Origin of the sequence: Croceivirga sp. JEA036, from assembly GCF_011882165.1 — a bacterium.
Classification (GTDB): Bacteria; Bacteroidota; Bacteroidia; order Flavobacteriales; family Flavobacteriaceae; genus Croceivirga.
The window spans coordinates 602681-622993 of record NZ_JAATON010000001.1 but is presented as its reverse complement, the minus strand read 5'-3'; the positions used below and the strand labels follow the sequence as shown (position 1 = coordinate 622993).

20 protein-coding genes and 1 riboswitch are annotated in these 20313 nt (G+C 39.1%); of the genes, 5 read left to right on the top strand and 15 right to left on the bottom strand.

Annotation, left to right across the window (positions count from 1 at the left end; all coding sequences use genetic code 11):
- Positions 1 to 2 precede the first annotated feature (2 nt).
- The 13 genes from moeB to HCO57_RS02310 form a co-directional block, all read right to left on the bottom strand.
- Positions 3 to 1067, bottom strand: coding sequence for a molybdopterin-synthase adenylyltransferase MoeB (gene moeB, locus HCO57_RS02370; protein WP_167987683.1), 1065 nt, complete (start codon positions 1065 to 1067; stop codon positions 3 to 5).
- Positions 1068 to 2183, bottom strand: coding sequence for a 2-iminoacetate synthase ThiH (gene thiH, locus HCO57_RS02365; protein ID WP_167987682.1), 1116 nt, complete (start codon positions 2181 to 2183; stop codon positions 1068 to 1070). It abuts the gene before it with no gap.
- A complete protein-coding gene (locus tag HCO57_RS02360) occupies positions 2183 to 2971 on the bottom strand; it encodes a thiazole synthase (RefSeq protein WP_167987681.1) in 789 nt (262 codons plus the stop codon). The genes thiH and HCO57_RS02360 overlap by 1 nt, the downstream gene beginning before the upstream one ends.
- The gene (gene thiE, locus HCO57_RS02355) at positions 2961 to 3617 is read right to left on the bottom strand and encodes a thiamine phosphate synthase (RefSeq protein WP_167987680.1); all 657 of its coding nucleotides are present in this window, start codon (positions 3615 to 3617) and stop codon (positions 2961 to 2963) included. Before thiE ends, HCO57_RS02360 begins: the two co-directional genes overlap by 11 nt.
- The gene (locus HCO57_RS02350) at positions 3586 to 4383 is read right to left on the bottom strand and encodes a hydroxymethylpyrimidine/phosphomethylpyrimidine kinase (RefSeq protein ID WP_167987679.1); all 798 of its coding nucleotides are present in this window, start codon (positions 4381 to 4383) and stop codon (positions 3586 to 3588) included. The genes thiE and HCO57_RS02350 overlap by 32 nt, the downstream gene beginning before the upstream one ends.
- The gene (locus tag HCO57_RS02345) at positions 4373 to 4990 is read right to left on the bottom strand and encodes a thiamine phosphate synthase (RefSeq protein WP_167987678.1); all 618 of its coding nucleotides are present in this window, start codon (positions 4988 to 4990) and stop codon (positions 4373 to 4375) included. Before HCO57_RS02345 ends, HCO57_RS02350 begins: the two co-directional genes overlap by 11 nt.
- Before the next feature lie 6 nt (positions 4991 to 4996).
- Positions 4997 to 6853 (bottom strand): phosphomethylpyrimidine synthase ThiC, encoded by a 1857-nt coding sequence (gene thiC / locus HCO57_RS02340; RefSeq protein WP_167987677.1) that lies wholly within the window; start codon positions 6851 to 6853, stop codon positions 4997 to 4999.
- A gap of 19 nt (positions 6854 to 6872) precedes the next feature.
- Complete coding sequence (gene thiS, locus HCO57_RS02335; protein ID WP_167987676.1) at positions 6873 to 7073, bottom strand: sulfur carrier protein ThiS; 201 nt, start codon at positions 7071 to 7073, stop codon at positions 6873 to 6875.
- Positions 7074 to 7130: 57 nt separating this feature from the next.
- Positions 7131 to 7222, bottom strand: a riboswitch (TPP riboswitch).
- Positions 7223 to 7248: 26 nt separating this feature from the next.
- Positions 7249 to 9156 (bottom strand): acetate--CoA ligase, encoded by a 1908-nt coding sequence (gene acs / locus HCO57_RS02330; RefSeq protein WP_167987675.1) that lies wholly within the window; start codon positions 9154 to 9156, stop codon positions 7249 to 7251.
- 27 nt (positions 9157 to 9183) lie between these two features.
- Complete coding sequence (locus HCO57_RS02325; RefSeq protein WP_167987674.1) at positions 9184 to 10959, bottom strand: sodium:solute symporter family protein; 1776 nt, start codon at positions 10957 to 10959, stop codon at positions 9184 to 9186.
- The gene (locus HCO57_RS02320) at positions 10959 to 11213 is read right to left on the bottom strand and encodes a DUF4212 domain-containing protein (protein ID WP_167987673.1); all 255 of its coding nucleotides are present in this window, start codon (positions 11211 to 11213) and stop codon (positions 10959 to 10961) included. The genes HCO57_RS02325 and HCO57_RS02320 overlap by 1 nt, the downstream gene beginning before the upstream one ends.
- Before the next feature lie 187 nt (positions 11214 to 11400).
- A complete protein-coding gene (locus tag HCO57_RS02315; RefSeq protein WP_167987672.1) occupies positions 11401 to 12354 on the bottom strand; it encodes a phosphoribosylaminoimidazolesuccinocarboxamide synthase in 954 nt (317 codons plus the stop codon).
- A 3-nt stretch (positions 12355 to 12357) separates the two neighbouring features.
- Positions 12358 to 13317 carry a PhoH family protein gene (locus HCO57_RS02310; protein ID WP_167987671.1) on the bottom strand — a complete coding sequence of 320 codons (960 nt, stop codon included), beginning with the start codon at positions 13315 to 13317 and terminating at the stop codon, positions 12358 to 12360.
- 120 nt (positions 13318 to 13437) lie between these two features.
- Here HCO57_RS02310 and HCO57_RS02305 point away from each other — a divergent pair, with 120 nt between their 5' ends.
- The 5 genes from HCO57_RS02305 (at position 13438) to dnaN (ending at position 18207) form a co-directional block, all read left to right on the top strand.
- Complete coding sequence (locus HCO57_RS02305) at positions 13438 to 14268, top strand: S-adenosyl-l-methionine hydroxide adenosyltransferase family protein (protein ID WP_167987670.1); 831 nt, start codon at positions 13438 to 13440, stop codon at positions 14266 to 14268.
- The gene (locus HCO57_RS02300) at positions 14268 to 14564 is read left to right on the top strand and encodes a putative quinol monooxygenase (RefSeq protein ID WP_167987669.1); all 297 of its coding nucleotides are present in this window, start codon (positions 14268 to 14270) and stop codon (positions 14562 to 14564) included. Before HCO57_RS02305 ends, HCO57_RS02300 begins: the two co-directional genes overlap by 1 nt.
- 4 nt (positions 14565 to 14568) lie before the next feature.
- On the top strand, positions 14569 to 15300 hold the full coding sequence (gene gldF, locus HCO57_RS02295; RefSeq protein WP_167987668.1) for a gliding motility-associated ABC transporter permease subunit GldF: 732 nt from the start codon (positions 14569 to 14571) through the stop codon (positions 15298 to 15300).
- A 1-nt stretch (position 15301) separates the two neighbouring features.
- Positions 15302 to 16969, top strand: a complete 1668-nt coding sequence (gene gldG, locus HCO57_RS02290; protein WP_167987667.1) for a gliding motility-associated ABC transporter substrate-binding protein GldG — start codon at positions 15302 to 15304, stop codon at positions 16967 to 16969.
- Between the two features lie 119 nt (positions 16970 to 17088).
- Positions 17089 to 18207, top strand: a complete 1119-nt coding sequence (dnaN, locus tag HCO57_RS02285) for a DNA polymerase III subunit beta (RefSeq protein WP_136950111.1) — start codon at positions 17089 to 17091, stop codon at positions 18205 to 18207.
- 65 nt (positions 18208 to 18272) lie between these two features.
- Here the strand turns inward: dnaN and HCO57_RS02280 are convergent, their stop codons facing one another.
- Entirely contained in the window at positions 18273 to 19253 is a 981-nt protein-coding gene (locus HCO57_RS02280; RefSeq protein WP_245167524.1) for a hypothetical protein, read from the bottom strand.
- Positions 19240 to 20289 (bottom strand): cytochrome-c peroxidase, encoded by a 1050-nt coding sequence (locus HCO57_RS02275; RefSeq protein ID WP_167987665.1) that lies wholly within the window; start codon positions 20287 to 20289, stop codon positions 19240 to 19242. The genes HCO57_RS02280 and HCO57_RS02275 overlap by 14 nt, the downstream gene beginning before the upstream one ends.
- Between the last annotated feature and the right edge of the window lie 24 nt (positions 20290 to 20313).

Genomic DNA, 20313 nt, shown 5'->3' with positions numbered 1-20313 from the left:
TATTAAAGCGTTGCGTTTACACCACCTTTTAAACTATATAAAGTGGTTTCTTTTAAGTGTTCCTTTAGAACATGGATAGCCTTAGCGCTTCTTTTTCCTGATTGGCAATAGACCACAAGGTTTTCGCTAATTGGTATCCTATTCCATTGGGTACTTAAATCAGACAATGGAATGTGTAAGCCTCCTAAATGGTGCGCTTCTCGTTCTTCTAGAGTACGTACATCTAGCAAGTTATAGTGAATTGGGTTTTCTTGTACTTTGGCCCATGTAAGTTCTTGGACTGATGATGAAATACCACAAAATGCCTCATAATTGGGCAATAACTCAGTAATATTAATTTCTGGGTTACGCTTAAAATTTAGTTTTAATTGCTTACCAGACAATACATCTATTTGTAGTAAAGTTCCACTCAATACCGTTCCTAAACCCAAAATTATTTTTAAGGTTTCGCTGGCTTGTAATCCCCCTATTATACCTGGCAAAACGCCTAATACCCCAATTTCTGAGCAATTAGGTACCGTATCTTCTGCAGGCGGATTTGGATAGAGACACCTGTAAGTGGGGCCATTTTGGTAGTTAAAAACGGTCACTTGTCCATCAAACTTAAAAATAGACCCAAAAACTAAGGGCTTATCTGCTAAAACACAAGCATCATTTACCAAATAGCGGGTGGCAAAATTGTCGCTCCCATCTACAACTATATCATATTTCCTGATAATTTCTAAAGCATTATCGCGTGTAAGACGCGTGTTATGGGCTATTATATTTACATGGGGATTCATCGCTTCCAATCTTTTTTTAGCCACATCTACCTTTGGTTGTCCTACGGTATCTGTACTGTAAAGAATCTGCCGTTGTAGATTGCTTATCGCTACTACATCGTCATCAATAATGCCTAAAGTTCCTACACCTGCCGCAGCCAAATATTGTAAAATGGGGCATCCTAAACCACCTGCACCAATAACTAAAACTTTAGCCGTTTTCAACTTTAATTGCCCTGCTACACCAACCTCATCCAATATAAGATGGCGGTGATATTGGTTTGCTTCTTCCTGTGATAGTTTCATTTAAATAGCACTAAAATGTTCCCAATCTTTCCAAACCACATCTAAGCCTTGTGCTTCTAGCATAGCTACCACCTCTTCCGTGGGACGTTCATCAGAAATTTCAAATTGTTCCAAGGATTCTGGCTCCACCACGTACCCCCCTGGATTTGTTTTTGACTCCGCACTGATGGAGTTGATTCCTAGATTGACAATATTTTGCCTAAAAGGAATACTCTCTCTTGTAGAAATTGATAATTCCACATCCTCATCTAAAAGTCGGTAAGCACAAATTAATTGTACCAAATCCGCATCTGTCATAACCACCTTAGGTTCTAGACCACCGGAATGTGGGCGTAATCTAGGAAAAGAGATGGAATATTTGGTCTGCCAGTAGGTACGTTGCAAATATTTAAAATGTAAAGCATTAAAAAAACTATCGGCACGCCAATTTTCTAAGCCTAATAAGGCTCCAAGTCCAATCTTATGTATACCTGCTTTTCCTAATCTGTCTGGTGTTTCTAGACGGTAATCAAAATTGGACTTTCTACCTTTTGGATGGTGTTTTTTGTATTCCGCTTGGTGATACGTTTCTTGGTATACCAAAACCGCATACAAACCACTATTAATTAAGCGCTTATATTCTTCCGTATCTAAAGGCTGTACTTCTATAGCAATATTGGCAAAATGTGTTCTTAGTAACTGAATAGCATTGTTTAAATAGTCTACACCAACAGTTCTATTAGCTTCTCCTGTGACTAACAATACATGATCAAAACCCTTTGTTTTTAAATACGATGCTTCTTTCAAAATTTCCTCGTCGGTAAGCGTTTTTCTTGGAATTTTATTCGTCATGCTAAAGCCACAATACGTACAAATATTTTGGCATTCATTACTTAAATACAAGGGTGCGTACATTTGTATGGTGTTCCCAAAACGCTTTTTTGTAAGGGCATGGCTCGCATTCGCCATCTGATTTAAGAAAGGCTTTGCCGCAGGTGAAATCAAGGCCATAAAGTCATCCAAGCTTCGATGCTCTTTTTGCAAGGCTAATTGCACATCTGCCTGGGTCTTCGCATAAATTTCTTGGACCACCGTTTCCCAATCATATTGTTCAAAGACTTCTTTAAACTGTTTCATTACAACTGGGTTTCTGATAGAAATTGAGTAAAGGGACTACTGGCGTTGGCACTCATAGCAGTGGGGGCTAATTCAGCTAAATACGCCTGCCTCCCTGCTTTAACTGCCCAGTTAAAAGCCTCTGCCATTTGCACAGGATTTTTAGACACTGCAATCGCCGTATTCACTAAAACTGCATCTGCACCTATTTCCATAGCATGTGCCGCATGAGATGGGGTTCCTATACCAGCATCAACTACCACTGGCACATTACTTTGTGCAATTATAATTTCTAAAAACTCCAATGTTTTCAATCCTTTGTTGGTGCCAATAGGTGCACCTAATGGCATTACGCATTGCACACCTACATCTTCTAAACGTTTACACAGAACTGGGTCTGCGTGGATATAGGGCATCACCACAAAACCTTGTTGTACCAGCTCCTCCGCAGCTTTAAGAGTTTCAATCGGGTCTGGCAATAAGTATTTTGGGTCTGGGTGTATTTCTAGTTTAATAAAATTTGTATCTAATGCCTCTCTCGCTAATTGTGCAGCAAACACAGCTTCTTTTGCCGTACGTACTCCAGAAGTGTTGGGTAATAGATTTACTTTTGCCTGATTGATATGTTTTAAAATATCGTCTTCCTCATTAGTCACCTCAACTCTTTTTAAAGCCATAGTAACCAATTCCGAACCGGATGCAACGATGGCATCACGCATCAAAGACATGCTCGCAAATTTTCCTGTTCCTGCAAACAAACGGGAAGTAAACTCTTTACCTCCTAGAATTAAATTGTCTTTAGTTGCCATGGTACGTTGTATTTAAAAATTGCGCTGTGATTGTTTTTAAGTTTTTGGGCTGACCCGATAATATTCCAGAAACGGCAACCCCTGACACTCCTGTTGTAGCAATTTGTGCTACATCTTCTGGGGTAATGCCACCAATTGCCACTATAGGAATGTTTGCTCCGTTTTTAGACAATGCTGTCGTTATTTGTTGGAACCCTGTAACACCAAGAATGGGGCTCAAATTCTTTTTGGTTGCTGTAAATCTAAAAGGTCCCAACCCTATATAATCTGCTTTAGAAGAAATTCGTGCCGAGCAATCTTCTAGAGTATTGGCAGTACCACCAATGATTGCATCCTCACCTAATGCAAGGCGTGCTTCTTCTAGGCTTGTATCTGTTAAACCCAAGTGTACTCCTGTGGCATTGACCGCTTTTGCCACCGCAACATTATCATTGATAATTAATACAGCATTATGGGCATCTGTTAATTTTTTGGCCTCTTGGGCTGCCTGTTCATAAACTGAAGCCGAAGTGTCCTTGAGACGAAGTTGTATCCATTGACAACCCGCAGTCAATACTGCCTCAATATTTTGTAAATGTTCCGCTACAGTGCTTCCTTGAGAGATGTACTGTAACTTAAATGTATTTAAGTCTATTTTTGTTTTCATATGATGTATGGTATGCCAATAAAGTGGTATTAGAACCCATGCGTTGTTCTACATAATTTTTTGCCTTTTTGCTGGCCTCTAAAAGCGATTTTCCTTTGGCCAATTCTGCAACAAGTGCAGCAGACAAAATACAGCCTGTACCGTGTTTAGCCGATAATAGCTCTGGAATCCCTTTTATTTCATATACAGTGCCTGTTGTAGTGTATAATTGATCTATACCTTTTTCAATTTTTTTATGTCCTCCTTTTACTAAAACATTGGTGGTAGTAGAAAGCATCTTTAAGAAATCTTCCGTAGCTATTCCATTAGCCATTATTTGTAATTCATTATAATTTGGCGTTATCAAATAACAATGGCTTAACACATTCTCTAATGCTAGTTTTTCGGTTTGAATAGATGCTTCTGAATGAAAATCAAAATTGGCCGAAGCACTAAATATAGGATCAAAAACTATTTTAGCCTCAGGTTTTATTGTTTTCACGACTCCTATTAGCTCCTCTAAAACAGACCAACTTTCTACAATGCCGACTTTAATATAAGCTACGGGAAACCTTTTTAAAACAATGCTCAATTGTTCTATAATTATGTCCTTGGCTATCCAATGGCAAGCTGTAAAGGTATCGTCTGTTTGTATGGTATTGGCCGTCTGCACCGCCAAACCATAACAATGAAGTTGCTCAAAAGTTTTAATATCAGCCAACAAACCTGCACCCGCAGAAGGGTCAAAACCCGCCAAGGTTAGCACATAGGGGCGTTCAGTTTTCATAAGCTTGGTTTTTCCATGACTTTTGCAAAGCCAAATAGGCATCAAGCGGAGAAGAATGCTGCCAAACACCTCCTAAAACCGCTACTCCCGAATAACCTAAGGCTTTCGTTTGTGTAATAGTTGTACTTGTTATTCCTCCAAGAGCAACAATGGTTTGGGCCAGGTTCATCACATTAAATCCCTTTCCAGCATATCCTTGTTTAGAGGTACTATCAAAAACTGGACTTAAAAACGAATAGTTAAAATAATCACCTTTAGTTATAACTGTTTCTAATTGATGAAAGGATGTACTCACGGTTTTGCCTTTTTGCTGTTGTTTACGGCAATAACTAGCCAAGTCTATTTTAATTTCATTTCTGTCTTTCTCCCTTAAATGTATACCTCCTAAATAAAATTTTGATGCTAATGCATGGTGTTGATGCACCACTATTTGTTTGTGATATTCTACAGGTATAGCGTTAAGCAATGCATTACATTGTTGCAAGTCCCATTGTGGTTTTCTAAGGTGTAGCCGTTCCAAACCCGCCTCAAAAAGTGCTATAATCCAATTCACTTCTTGCGGATAATAGGTCTCCGTAGTAATCACAATAGGACTTTTAAACTTCATAGATGACTATAAATACACTTCGCTTCCTTTATCCTTAAATTCCTGAGACTTCTCTTGCATGCCCACTTCTAAGGCATTCTGCTCATTCACTTCCTTTTTAGCCGCATAGTCCCTTACTTCTTGAGAAATCTTCATAGAGCAAAATTTAGGACCGCACATACTACAGAAATGGGCAATTTTTGCACCTTGTGCGGGTAAGGTCTCATCATGATATTCTCTTGCACGCTCAGGGTCTAGACTTAAGTTAAACTGGTCTTCCCATCTAAACTCAAAACGGGCTTTACTCAAGGCATCGTCACGGTATTGTGCGCCAGGATGCCCCTTTGCTAAATCTGCTGCGTGAGCTGCTAACTTATAAGTAATTACTCCCGTACGCACATCGTCTTTATTTGGTAATCCTAAATGTTCTTTTGGTGTTACATAGCACAACATAGCGGTACCGTACCAACCAATCATTGCTGCACCAATACCAGAGGTAATATGGTCATAACCCGGAGCAATATCTGTGGTTAAAGGGCCTAAGGTGTAAAAAGGGGCTCCGCCACAGGCCTCTAATTGCTTGTCCATGTTTTCTTTAATCATGTGCATGGGTACGTGTCCCGGACCTTCTATAAACGTTTGCACATCATGCTTCCAGGCAATTTTTGTGAGCTCCCCCAAGGTTTCTAGCTCAGCAAATTGAGCCTCATCGTTAGCATCTGCAATTGAACCTGGGCGCAGACCATCTCCTAAAGAGAACGCTACATCGTACTGCTTTAAAATCTCACAGATATCTTCAAAATGCGTATATAAAAAGCTTTCTTTATGGTGTGCCAAACACCATTTGGCCATAATAGAACCGCCACGAGAAACAATTCCTGTAATACGCTTTGCGGTCATGGGCACATAGGCCAAACGTACCCCTGCATGAATGGTAAAATAATCTACTCCTTGTTCTGCTTGTTCAATTAGGGTGTCTCTAAAAATTTCCCAGGTCAAGTCTTCGGCCTTTCCGTTTACTTTTTCTAAGGCTTGGTAAATAGGCACAGTACCTACTGGCACTGGAGAATTGCGAATAATCCATTCTCGTGTTTCATGAATGTTTTGCCCCGTAGACAGGTCCATAATGCTGTCTGCTCCCCAGCGGCATGCCCACACCGCTTTTTCTACTTCTTCTTCTATGCTAGATGTGGTGGCAGAATTCCCAATATTGGCATTGATTTTCACCAAAAAGTTTCTACCTAAAATCATGGGTTCACTTTCTGGATGATTGATATTATTAGGAATTACAGCCCTACCAGCGGCTACCTCATCCCGAACAAATTCTGGCGTAATTACTTTAGGAATTCCCGCTCCAAAAGATTGCCCAGGATGTTGTTTACTCAACTGCTGTACTTCTTGTAATTTCTGATTTTCTCTAATGGCGATATACTCCATCTCTGGCGTAATAATTCCCTTTTTTGCATAGTGCATCTGAGAAACGTTTTGGCCTTTTTTAGCGCGCAACGGTTTTTTTATATGATTAAAGCGTAGCGCATCTAAATTAGTGTTCTCTAAACGCTCATTAGCGTAATGGGAAGAAAAATCATCTAAAGCTTCTACATCCCCACGGTTCATTATCCAAGACTCGCGTAAGCGTTCTATCCCCTGGTGCACATCAATGGATTTCTCGGGGTCTGTGTATGGACCACTAGTATCATACACGGTAACTGGCGCATTTGGTGTTCTTTTCTGGGTAAAGCTATCTACCGTATCATCCAAAGCTATCTCTCTCATAGCTACTTTTATTTCTGGAAAAAGCTGCCCTTGTACATAGACTTTCTTAGAATTAGGAAAAGGGGTTGTGGTAATGGATTGCGGTTTTGGAATGGTGTCTGTTTTCATAATGCGTTTTGTGTTGTATTCATCCTCCTTGTGTGGCTCTTACAACCAAAATAGCATCACCTTCTTGCAAAACGGTACTTTCCCAGTCCTGTTTAAACACCACGGCATCATTTACAGCTAAGGCAATGCCTGCTGTAGATGGTAATTGTGTAGCTACAAATTGTGATAAGGAAATTCCGGCTGTAGTAGTAATGTTATTCTCATTTAAGGTAACCACCATAATTTTTTACATTAAGATGGACTAATAGCACGAAAATGAAAATAGCGAATCCGGAAATACGTCTGAATTGCTTTTCCCTTCGTCGGTATTAGCCGCATCAGGTTCAAAGGGTATTTCTCAGACCATACAGGCCACCCCTAAAGCTGTACCAAAGATATAGAATAAAAAGTTGTTTTTACAAAGCTTCTTTAATGATTTGGTCTACAACCTCTGGATTTAACAAGGTAGACGTATCGCCTAAATTACTTAAATCGTTAGATGCAATTTTCCGAAGTATTCTCCTCATAATCTTACCACTACGTGTTTTAGGAAGTCCAGGTACAAACTGAATTTTATTTAGCTTTGCAATGGGGCCAATTTTATCAGAAATTTGCTGATTAATCTCATTTCTTAGGTTATTTCTATCCCTAGATTCTCCTGTTTCTTTTAAAATTACGAAGCCGTAAAGTGCATTTCCCTTAATATCATGCGGAAAACCAACAATAGCAGATTCTGCCACCGCAGGGTGTTCATTTATAGCATCTTCTATAGGTGCTGTACCCAGGTTATGACCAGAGACAATTATTACATCATCTACCCTACCCGTAATACGGTAATAGCCTACCTCATCGCGTAATGCTCCATCGCCTGTAAAATACATATTTTCAAAAGCAGAAAAATAGGTGTCTTTATAGCGTTGGTGGTTGCCCCAAATGGTTCTAGCCATAGAGGGCCAAGGGTATTTTATACACAATCTACCATCTACTTGGTTGCCTTTAATTTCCTTTCCATTTTCATCCATCAAAGCAGGTTGTACACCTGGTAGCGGTAGCGTGGCATAGGTAGGCTTGGTAGGCGTACTAAACGGGATGGGAGATATCATGATACCCCCTGTTTCGGTTTGCCACCAGGTATCTACAATAGGGCAATTCTTTTCGCCAACATGATCATTGTACCAATGCCAAGCTTCCTCATTTATAGGCTCCCCTACAGTTCCTAAAACTTTTAAAGACGATAAATCGTACTTTGTTACAAAATCAATATTTTCTTTTGCCAGGGCCCTAATTGCCGTTGGCGCTGTATAAAACTGTGTCACCTTATGTTTTTGAACAATTTCCCAGAAGCGTCCATAATCGGGATAAGACGGAACCCCTTCAAACATTACCGTAGTAGCCCCATTGGCTAACGGCCCATAAACAATGTACGAGTGACCCGTAATCCATCCAATATCTGCGGTACACCAATACACATCTTCTTCCCGATATTGAAAAACATTTTTAAAAGAGTATGCCGCATATACCATATATCCACCAGTAGTATGCATCATTCCCTTAGGTTTACCCGTAGAGCCCGAAGTGTACAAAATAAATAGAGGGTCTTCTGAATCCATTATCTCTGGTACACAATCCCCATAGGCTTCATCTAGTAAGGGTTGTAACCATTCGTCTCTATTTTCTTTCAGTTGGATGTCTGAATTGATTCGCTTGGCAACAAGTACCTTATCTACCGTAGTACAATCTTCTAAAGCCTCATCTACAATACCTTTTAAATCGATGGTTTTAGCACCTCTATATGAACCGTCTGAAGTAATTACCATTTTAGCCTCACAATCGTTTATACGGGTAGCTAATGCCGAAGCTGAAAAACCAGCAAATACAACAGAATGTATTGCTCCAATACGTGCACAAGCTAAAACCGATACCGCCAATTCTGGAATCATAGGTAAATAAATAACTACCCTATCCCCTTTTTTTATGCCTTTATCCTTTAACACATTAGCAAATTTAGATACGCGTGTATGCAACTCTAAATAACTAATATGTTCTGCCGGTTCATCTGGATTATTCGGTTCAAATAAAATCGCTGTTTTGTCACCCCTTACATGCAAATGACGGTCAATACAATTTTCTGTGATGTTTAATTGTGCTCCCGAAAACCATTTTACTTCTGGTTTAGCAAAATCCCACTCCAACACCTTATTCCATTTTTTACGCCACAAAAAATGTTCTTCTGCAATTTCTTCCCAAAAATTCTCTGGATTCCTTACGGACCTACGGTAAACCTGAAAATATTCTTCTAAGTGTTTTATGTGATAATTACTCATGTTTATGTATTCGCTGTTTATTTTATATTAATGTTCTATGGCTTTCCCAGCACCTGTGGGTATCCTTATGTCTTCTACTATTTCTTGCACTTCTACCGGTGGTGCTTTAGTTATACTAGCAACTAGAAGAGCTACTATAAAGTTAACCAGCATACCAATGGTACCAAAACCTTCGGGAGAAATACCCCACCACCAATGGTCTGCGGTAGCATTTTCTGGACTTCCTAACCATCCTAACTTAAATTTAGCAATGTAAAAACAGGTAATTCCCAAACCTGATAACATACCTGCTATGGCTCCTTCCCTATTCATTCTTTTACTAAAAATGCCTAATACGATGGCAGGAAAGAAAGAAGAAGCAGCCAAGCCAAAGGCCAAGGCTACTACGGAGGCCACAAAACCTGGCGGATGAATACCAAAATAACCCGCCACTACTACTGCAAAAAGAGAAGCTACACGTGCCAGAAGTAGTTCTTTTTTATCAGAAATATTTGGAGCAATTTGTTTTTTAACCAAGTCGTGAGAAATAGAAGTAGAAATTACCAACAGTAGTCCCGCCGCTGTAGACAAGGCAGCCGCTAAACCGCCTGCAGCCACCAATGCAATAACCCAATTGGGTAATTCTGCTATTTCAGGATTGGCTAAAACCGTAATATCACGGTCTATATACAACTCATTAGCACTGGTACTTGCGTTGTTTATTTGACGTTCTCCTGATGCTCCTCTTGCTGTGATAAATTGGGGTTGCTTGCCTTCTATAGCACTCCCTGGCAAATATTGAATTTTTCCATCTCCGTTTTTATCGGTCCAAGCAATAAGTCCAGTTTCTTCCCATTTGGTAAACCAAGCAGGGATTTCTTTATAGGGTTTGTCTTGTACGGTTTCCATTAGATTGGTACGTGCAAAAACAGCAATCGCTGGAGCAGTAGTGTATAAAATGGCAATAAACAATAAGGCATACCCGGCAGATTTACGCGCATCTTTCACCTTAGGAACTGTAAAGAACCGAATGATTACATGGGGTAAACCTGCCGTTCCCATCATCAAAGCTGCTGTTATAAAAAATACATCTATCTTAGACTTACTGCCATCTGTATACGCTATAAAGCCTAATTCGGTCATCAATCCATCTAACTTGTCTAACAAATACACGCCATCACTACCTTTTGCACCCATACCTATTTGTGGAATTGGGTTCCCAGTCGCCATGAGCGATATAAAAATAGCAGGCACCATAAAGGCGAAAATCAGTACGCAATATTGTGCTACTTGGGTATACGTAATCCCCTTCATCCCACCTAAAAAAGCGTAAAAAAGAACTACCGCCATACCAATGTATACCCCAGTATTTACCTCTACATCTAAGAACCTGGAAAAGACCACGCCTACCCCTCGCATTTGCCCTGCTACATAGGTAAAAGACACAAATAAGGCAGCAATTACAGCAACCGTGCGGGCAACATTAGAATAATAGCGGTCCCCAATAAAATCAGGGACGGTAAATTTTCCGAACTTACGTAAGTAGGGCGCTAATAATAATGCTAGAAGTACATAGCCACCTGTCCAACCCATGATATAAACAGAACCATCATAGCCAGAAAAAGCGATTATCCCTGCCATTCCAAGAAAAGAGGCTGCAGACATCCAATCCGCAGCGGTAGCCAAACCATTAGCTAAGGGGGAGACTCCACCACCTGCTACATAAAATTCTTTGGTAGAGCCAGCTTTAGACCATATAGCAATACCAATATATAAGGCAAAAGTGATGCCTACCAAAATAAAAGTCCATGTTTGTATGCCCATTACTCGTCTAGATTATATTTTTTATCTAACCGATTCATCAAAGCAACGTACACAAAAATTAAAAGGACAAATACATAAACAGCACCTTGCTGGGCAAACCAAAAGCCTAGTTTAAAGCCACCTAGGCGAATGGTGTTTAATTGTGCTACCCAAAGGATGCCACATCCGTAGGAAACCAAAAACCAGATAGCCAAAAGTATGGCTAGATATACTAGGTTCTGTTTCCAATACTTTTTTCGCAGTTCAGTTTGCATTGGTTCAGTTTGAACCTGAAAGATAGAAAATTTTTATAGGCTACTAATGAACATTTCTATCTAAAAACCCGCAAATATTGATAGATTCCTATCTTATTTCTTAAATCGACATTTTATAACAATAGAAAAAAATAAAAAAGCCCCAACGGGAATACCATTGGGGCTAAATCGTATTGTTTATTTCCTATTAACTAGCTAGGTAACTATTTACATTGGTACCAATGCGTTCGTGTATATTACTTACATCTGCCTTAACAAAGGTTTCCCCAGTAATACTTTCGTACAATTCTATATACCTATCAGAAACGGATTCAATGTATTCCTCACTCATATCCGGGACACTTTGCCCTTCTAAACCTTGAAAACCGTTGCTGATAAGCCATTGACGTACAAACTCTTTGGACAACTGTTTCTGTGGTTCCCCTTTTTCTTGTCTTTCGTCATAACCTTCCGCATAAAAGTAACGCGAAGAGTCTGGCGTGTGTATTTCATCTATCAAGACTATTTCTCCTGCTTTCGTTTTACCAAATTCGTATTTGGTATCCACTAAGATTAAGCCTCTTTTGGCTGCAATCTCCGTACCCCTTGCAAATAGTGCTTTGGTATATTTTTCTAGCACCGCGTAATCGGCTTCAGAAACAATACCCTTAGCCAAAATATCTTCTTTAGAAATATCCTCATCATGGTCTCCTTTTTCTGCTTTTGTAGCAGGGGTAATTATAGGTTCTGGAAATTTATCATTTTCCTTCATCCCCTCTGGTATAGGAACGCCACACAAGCTACGCTTACCCGCTTTGTATTCTCTGGCGGCATGTCCAGACATATACCCTCTTATCACCATTTCTACTTTAAAAGGCTCACAAGCTTGGCCTACTGCAACGTTTGGGTCTGGCGTTGCCAACAACCAATTGGGAACAATATCTGCCGTGGCCTCCATCATTTTAGTAGCAATCTGGTTTAAGATTTGTCCTTTGTAGGGTATTCCTTTTGGCATTACCACATCAAATGCAGAAAGGCGGTCTGTAGCCACCATTACCAAAACGTCATTTTTTAAAGTGTAAACTTCTCTTACTTTTCCTTTGTACACCGCTTGCTGGTTGGCAAAGGTGTAGTTGGTATCCATTAGTGTATTTGCAGCCATCTACTAAAATTGGTTTTGATGCTCAATGTCTTTATATGCTTCTATTACTTTCTTTACAAGTTTATGGCGAATCACATCTTTATCATCCAAATAAATAATTTTAATGCCTTCTACATTCTTTAAAATAAGAATTGCCTCTTTTAGACCCGAAATTACTCGGCGTGGCAAATCTATTTGCCCTGGGTCTCCCGTTAGTAAAAACTTAGCATTTTTACCCATCCTTGTCAGGAACATTTTCATTTGTGCGTGGGTGGTGTTTTGGGCCTCGTCTAAGATTACAAAAGCATTGTCTAAAGTTCTACCCCGCATAAATGCCATTGGCGCTATTTGTATGGTGCCGTCCTCTATGTATTTGTCTAGTTTTTCTGGTGCAATCATATCCCGCAATGCATCATACAAAGGCTGCATATAAGGGTCTAGCTTTTCTTTTAAATCACCCGGTAAAAAACCTAAGTTTTCTCCTGCCTCTACCGCTGGTCTTGTTAAAATGATACGTCTTACCTGCTTTTCTTTCAGCGCTTTTACGGCCATAGCTACACCCGTATAGGTTTTACCGGTACCTGCAGGTCCAATGGCAAAAACCATATCATTTTTCATGATAGCATCTACCAATTTACGCTGATTCACGGTTTGTGCTTTTATAAGCCTACCGCTAACCCCATGCACCAACACTTCTCCACTAGCCGCAGAAGATTGTATTTCTTCTTGGGTATCAGATGTAAGTAGTCTTTCTATAGCGTTTTCATCAATTTTATTGTACTTGGCAAAATGCGTGGTAATCATATCAAACCTGCGGTCAAACTCCTCTAGCATCTCTTCATCGCCGTATACTTTTATCTTGTTGCCTCTTGCAACTATCTTTAGCTTGGGAAAGTATTTTTTTAGTAACTCAATATTCTCATTTTGGTTGCCAAAAAAGTCCCTTGGGCTTATCTCTGTAAGTTCTATTATTAATTCGTTCAAAAAAAGAAAGTATTAAAGTTGTGGGGTTATAAATTTGTGGTTGTTTACTTTTATATAATTTTACAAACAAACTTAACCAAAATACGCTTTTAACCGGCAAAAAACTATCAACAGCATTTAATGGCTCTTATTACCCTAACTACAGATTTTGGAACTAAAGACCACTTTGCTGCCGTGGTTAAAGGCACCATCCTTAAAGAGGTTCCGCAAACTACAGTTGTTGATATCTCTCACCAAGTAGCTCCTTTTAACATACAAGAATGCGCCTATTTAGTAAAGAATAGCTACCATGCATTCCCTAAGGGGAGTATCCATATTGTGGGTATAGATTCTGAGTGGTCTCCAGAAAATGAGCATATTATAGTCTTAGTAGATGGGCATTATTTTATAAGTGCAAACAATGGTGTAATATCGTTAATAACTTCTGAAAAACAGCCAGAAAAGCTTATGGTGATAAACCTTCCTAATACGGATTTCACTAGTTTTCCGGTACTTGATATTTTTGTGCCTGTGGCATGCCATTTAGCTAGGGGTGGACAACCAGAAGTTCTGAGTAGCCCATTTACCCAATTAAAGGAGCTGCGTGATTTTAAACCGAGAATTGAAAATAATGGTAAAACCATTATAGGGAATGTTATTTATATAGATAACTACGGAAACGTGGTAACCAACATTCAAAAAAGTACTTTTGAGGCCTACCGAAATGGGCGCGAATTTGAGATAAATGCCAGAAGAGAAAAGATTTACACTATTGAAAAGAGTTATAATGGCATTGTAAATTATGAACTAGATAAAAATAAACGTAAAGGTCCAGGAGATTTACTTGCGCTTTTTAATGCGGCAGATTATCTAGAACTTGCTATTTTTAAGAGCGATTTAAATACCGTAGGCGGTGCCTCTACTTTAATAGGGTTACATTACCGCGATATTATCACCATAAACTTTTTATAATGCTGGTACGGATTGTAAAACTCACTTTTAAAGAAGAACATATACCCCAGTTTGAAGCTATTTTTGAAGCCACAAAAGATAAAATTAGAAATTTTGAGGGGTGCCATTTTTTAGAACTCTATCAAGATGTAAATTCGCCCCAAATATTTTTCACCTACAGTTACTGGGAGAATGAAGCTGCCCTGAATACCTACAGAGCATCTGATTTTTTTACAGGTGTATGGAACAAAACCAAAGTTTTGTTTGCTGATAAACCGCAAGCCTGGAGCGTAACTAAAAAAGCTAGTTTAAACTAAACCTATGATAGCCATTTTAAAAAAAGAAATTCTTTCCTTTTTTAACTCCCCTATCGGATACCTTATCTTCATCTTGTTCTTTGTGTTGAACGGATTATTCTTGTGGGTATTTAAGGGCGATTTTAACCTTTTGGATTATGGATTTGCAGACTTAAGCTTGTTTTTTCTGCTTATCCCTTGGATATTTTTATTCTTAATCCCGGCCATCACTATGAAGAGTTTTTCTGAAGAATTAAAGATGGGTACGCTGGAGTTACTTTTAATAAAGCCTATTAGTACCAAAGCCATTGTTATAGGTAAATTTTTAGGCGCTTTACTATTAGTGGTTTTAGCCTTGTTACCTACCATTGTATATGTATTAGCCATAGGGGCTTTAGGCAGTGTCAGCAATAATTATGATATGGGAATGGTACTAGGGTCTTATTTTGGATTGTTCTTTTTAGCGGCCATGTATTGTGCCATTGGTGTATTTGCTTCCAGTCTTAGTAGTAGTCAAATTTTTGCGTTTATTCTAGGAGCTCTACTGTGTTTTGTACTATTCTATGGCTTTCAAGGATTAGCCACATTAGCAGAAAATGGAGCTACACAATTACAAATTCAAAATTTTGGTGCCCAAGCACATTTTAAAAGTATCGCCAGAGGCATAATAGATACTAGAGACCTTATTTACTTTTTGAGTATTACGGTCTTCTTTCTCTTTATGGCCTCCATTAGCATTAAGATAAGCAATTCCTAAGATGAAACAACAACTAAAATACAGTATACTAGGTCTTGCTGCAGTGGTTGCGATTAACGTGCTAGCCAGTTATGTGTATCATCGTTTTGATTTAACTGAAGACAAAAGATATACCTTATCAGAAGCTGCACTACAAACCGTTGCCGATTTTAAAAGTCCTATAGTTATAGATGTGCTATTAGAAGGCAATTTACCGGCGGAGTTTAGTAGATTAAAAACCGAAACCGTATTGCTATTGGAGCAATTTAGAGCAGAAAACAGAAAAATTACATTTAACCTAATAGATCCTAAAGAAGGCATAGATAATTCGGAGGAGTTTATGGCGCAGATGCAACAGCTGGGGTTAAAGCCAGTTAATGTTACTGTAACTGAGGACGGTAAAACTTCTCAAGAAATTATTTTTCCTTGGGCTATGGTGAATTCTGGTAACCAAACCGTAAAGGTGCCACTACTCAAAAATAAACTGGGAGCAACACCAGAAGAACGTATTAATAATAGCGTTCAACAACTGGAATATGCCTTTGCAGACGCTTTCACTAAAATTGGAATTAAAGACAAGAAGAAAATTGCGGTATTAAAAGGTAATGGTGAATTGGAGGACCAATACATGGCAGATTTTCTAACAAGCATCAGAGATTATTACAACATTGGTGCTATCACTCTAGACTCTGTGGCTGCGAATCCGAATCGGGTATTAAATCAATTAAAAACGTTTGATTTAGCCCTTGTTGCCAAACCCACCCAAGCCTTTACAGAAGAAGAAAAGTACGTATTGGATCAATATATTATACAAGGTGGTAAATCGCTTTGGTTGGTAGACCAGGTGGCTATGGAAATAGATAGCTTATACAATGAAAACGGGAGTAATATCGCTTTAAAAAGAGAACTAAATCTGGACGACTTCTTTTTTAAATATGGCATACGTGTAAATCCTGTTTTGGTGAACGATTTGTATAATACTCCCATTGTTCTAGCTACGGGCAACAGCAAGGATAGCCAATACAATCCGTTACCTTGGGTCTATAACCCCATGGTGTTCTCTAGGGAAAATCACCCTATTAATAAAAATATTGAAGCCGTACGTTTTCAATTTGCAAATGGCATTGATATTTTAAATACCGGTGCCCGTAAAACAGTACTGCTCGCTTCTTCTCCGCTTTCCAAGACGGAAGGCAGTCCAAAAACAATCAGTTTGGATATCTTAGCGCAAACGCCTAATGAAAAGCAATATGAACAAAATGCTGGAACGCCTTTGGCGGTTTTGATAGAGGGCGAATTTAATTCTGCCTACACCAATAGGGTTAAACCGGTAAAATTGACGAATGCCGCGGAAAAAGGAGCAGCAAATAAAATGATTGTTATTGCCGATGGCGACCTTATTAAAAACCAACTGCGCAATGGCTTGCCTTTAGAACTGGGGTATGATAAATGGACCAATAGCTTCTACGGAAACAAGGAATTTTTAACCAACTGCGTAAATTACCTGCTAGATGACACCGGACTTATAAACATTAGAAATAAAAAGGTGGCTATTCCATTACTAGACCCGCAAAAAATTAGCGAACAAAAAAGCAAATGGCAGCTCATAAATATCTTATTTCCAATACTTTTAGTAGTTTTACTTGGCATAAGTTACGGTTGGTATAGAAAACAAAACTATAAGGCTTAAGTGTTAATAAAATAGTTTCTTATCCACAGCGAATTAAAATATATTTGCTGTTAGCCAATTGATGGAGCGCCAAGTAGGCGTATATTTAATGTAGAAACAAGATTGCAAAAATCTATTTGATGAAATTCATAGTATCTAGTACGTATTTATTAAAGCAATTACAAGTCTTGGGCGGGGTTATTAATAATAGTAACACCCTACCAATCTTGGATAATTTTTTGTTCGATTTAAATAAGAACAGCTTAACGGTGTCTGCCTCAGATTTGGAGACTACCATGAGTTCTGTGATTGAAGTAGATTCGGATTCCGAAGGTGTCATAGCTTTGCCTGCCCGTTTGCTTTTAGACACGCTAAAAACGTTCCCAGAGCAACCGTTAACCTTTGTAGTAGAAGATAACAATACGGTAGAGATTAGCTCTAACCATGGTAAATATGCGCTAGCTTATGCAGATGGTGCAGAGTTCCCAAAGGCTATTGAATTAACCAATCCTAGCTCCACAACTATTATGGGCGATGTATTGGCTACTGCTATTAGTAAAACCATATTTGCTGCAGGTAATGATGATTTACGCCCGGTAATGAGTGGTGTATTTTTCCAGTTCTCTCCGGAGAATTTGACCTTTGTGTCTACAGATGCGCATAAATTGGTAAAGTACCAACGCATGGATATTTCGGCATCTGAGGTGGCAGAATTCATCATGCCTAAAAAACCATTGACCTTACTAAAAGGGATTTTAGCAGGTTCAGAGTCGGATGTTACTATAGAGTATAACGAGAGTAATGCTAAATTTACCTTTGACCAAACAGAACTAATCTGTAGGTTAATAGATGGAAAATATCCCAATTACGAAGCGGTTATCCCTAAAGAAAACCCTAACGTATTAAGTATTTCTAGAACGCAATTGTTAAGTTCTGTAAGGAGGGTATCTATCTTCTCTAACAAAACTACCCACCAAATACGCTTAAAAATTGCTGGGGCAGAACTAAATATTTCTGCAGAAGATGTGGACTACAGCAATAAAGCAGAGGAGCGTTTATCTTGTAGTTACCAAGGAGACGACATGCAAATAGGATTTAACTCCCGCTTCTTAGTAGAAATGCTAAACAACTTATCTTCTGATGATGTTACTTTAGAAATGAGTTTGCCTAACCGTGCTGGAATTTTAACTCCCGCAGATGGTTTAGACGAAGGAGAAAAAGTAACCATGTTGGTGATGCCGGTAATGTTAAACGGCTAAAAAATCAGAATACGTTACAAAAAATAAAAACCACTGCAAATGCAGTGGTTTTCTTTTGGTCAAAACTAAATGGTGTAGTTCAAGTAAAACAGATATCGCTGTTTAATTTTAACATCGCCTGCAAATAAATCCTGGCCAAGGGGTAGGCCTACATCGGCACCTATCACAAAACGATTGATAGAAAATTCTGCTCCAACAGTTCCCAAATGCATATAGCCATCGGTCTCTGGTAATGCATCTCCATACTGTTCTATTTTCTGAAAAAAATCACCACTCAAACCTACAAATGGCGCTAATACATGGGTACCTACTAAAAATCCATTAAATACTTTGGCATTATAACTCAACTGATTTCCAAAACGGTAATCGTTTTTATTTTCACCTTTTAAAAAGTAACTGCCCGTTACATTTACCCCAAACATTTTTTGGCTGTAACTGTATCCCGCAGAAAATACGGCGTCTGTACTCCCTGTCCCTACCTGAAAACCTGGATTTACCCGGTCTGTAAGTACTTGCTCAAATTCTCCCGTGGGTAACTTTAGTCCTAATCCTAAGCGCAGTGAATGGCCAGAAAACTGTGGCATGGTCACCATTGTGGTTTCAGTTTCTGCTGCCGTTGCCGCTGTTTTCTTTTTAAAACGTAAAGTGTACCATCCAATAACACTTACATCTCCCAAACCGCTGATATTTTCTGAGCGGTCTGTAAATTCTCTATTTAAATCTTGAAAAGGCACTGTGGCTGTAAGATGAAAATTAGGGGCTATGGGCAATTGTGCCCATATTTGATAGGTATTAAAATGCTCTTTGCTAGTTGGGGAATCATTAAAAATACCATCTTTAGACTCAAATTGCTGGTAACTATAGCGCAGCCCTATAAAATTGGTATTGCCAAGGGTACCATACCCAAAATTACCCCCAGTGGTTGCACAACCGCAAAAATCGCACTCATAAGTCCACCAACCGTGGTAATTTAAAGGATAAGGAGTATTGGCCCATCCTCCTAGCGTAAAAAAGCAAGTCAGAGCAGCTAAACTAAAATTCCGCAAAACGTTCGTCTTGTAAAAATTCATGATCTGTTAAGGTCTTTAAAAATTGTATAATATCGTGCTTCTCAGTATTGGTTAAGGCAATACCAAAACGACCATCTTCTTGTAGTAGACTGTGGTCTACATTGCCGTTATCTACCATCCCGTCTGTATAAAAATTAAGTACTGCTTCTAAAGTGGCAAAACGCCCGTCGTGCATATACGGGAAACTCACCTCCACATTTCTCAAACTTGGCACTCTAAATTTGTAATAATCTTCTTGATATCCGGTCACGCGCATGCGCCCTTCTTCTTCTGGAAATCTTGTGTTAAAAGGCAATCCATTATTGCGGTACGTTTGGTCTGTAAATAAACTTCCTGCATGGCAATTGGCGCATTTGCTTGCAAACAACTTTTCTCCTGCTAATTCTGCCGCAGTTAAGGTTACGCCATCTTCTCCCCTACTGTATTTATCATACTTACTATTCCCAGAAACCATTTGCAGCATAAACTGAGACAAGGCTTTAAGCATACGCTCACTCGTAATACTATCCGTTCCAAAAGCAGCACGGAATAGTTTTGGGTATTCCGGGCTCGCCTTTAATTTAGAAAGCACATTGGGTATCGTCTCATCCATTTCTACCTCGGCAGTAATAGGGATAATAGGTTGCAGGTCTAAATGTATCGTTGCACCATCCCAATTAAATTCTTTGGCAAAAGCAAGGTTGTGTAAAGGTTGAGAATTTCTAAAACCTTCTAAGCCATTCACTCCATGACTCACGGTATGCCCATGATGGGTAAAAGAAAAGGCCTGTTCATGGCAAAATCCACAAGAAATAACCCCTGTGGAAGACAATTGCCCGTCATAAAACAAGCTTTTGCCTAAGGCTATTCCTTCTTCGGTAAGCGGATTAGTTTCAAAATCATATAAAGGTGCAGGAAAATTATCGGGTATTTCTAAAGCTACGGGCGTTGGCACCGCCGTATACTCCGCTGTATCCTCACTACAAGCTAGGACTATAAAACACAGTCCAAAAAGCAAACTCCATCTTTTCATAGCTACAAAAATTAAAGGGAACTT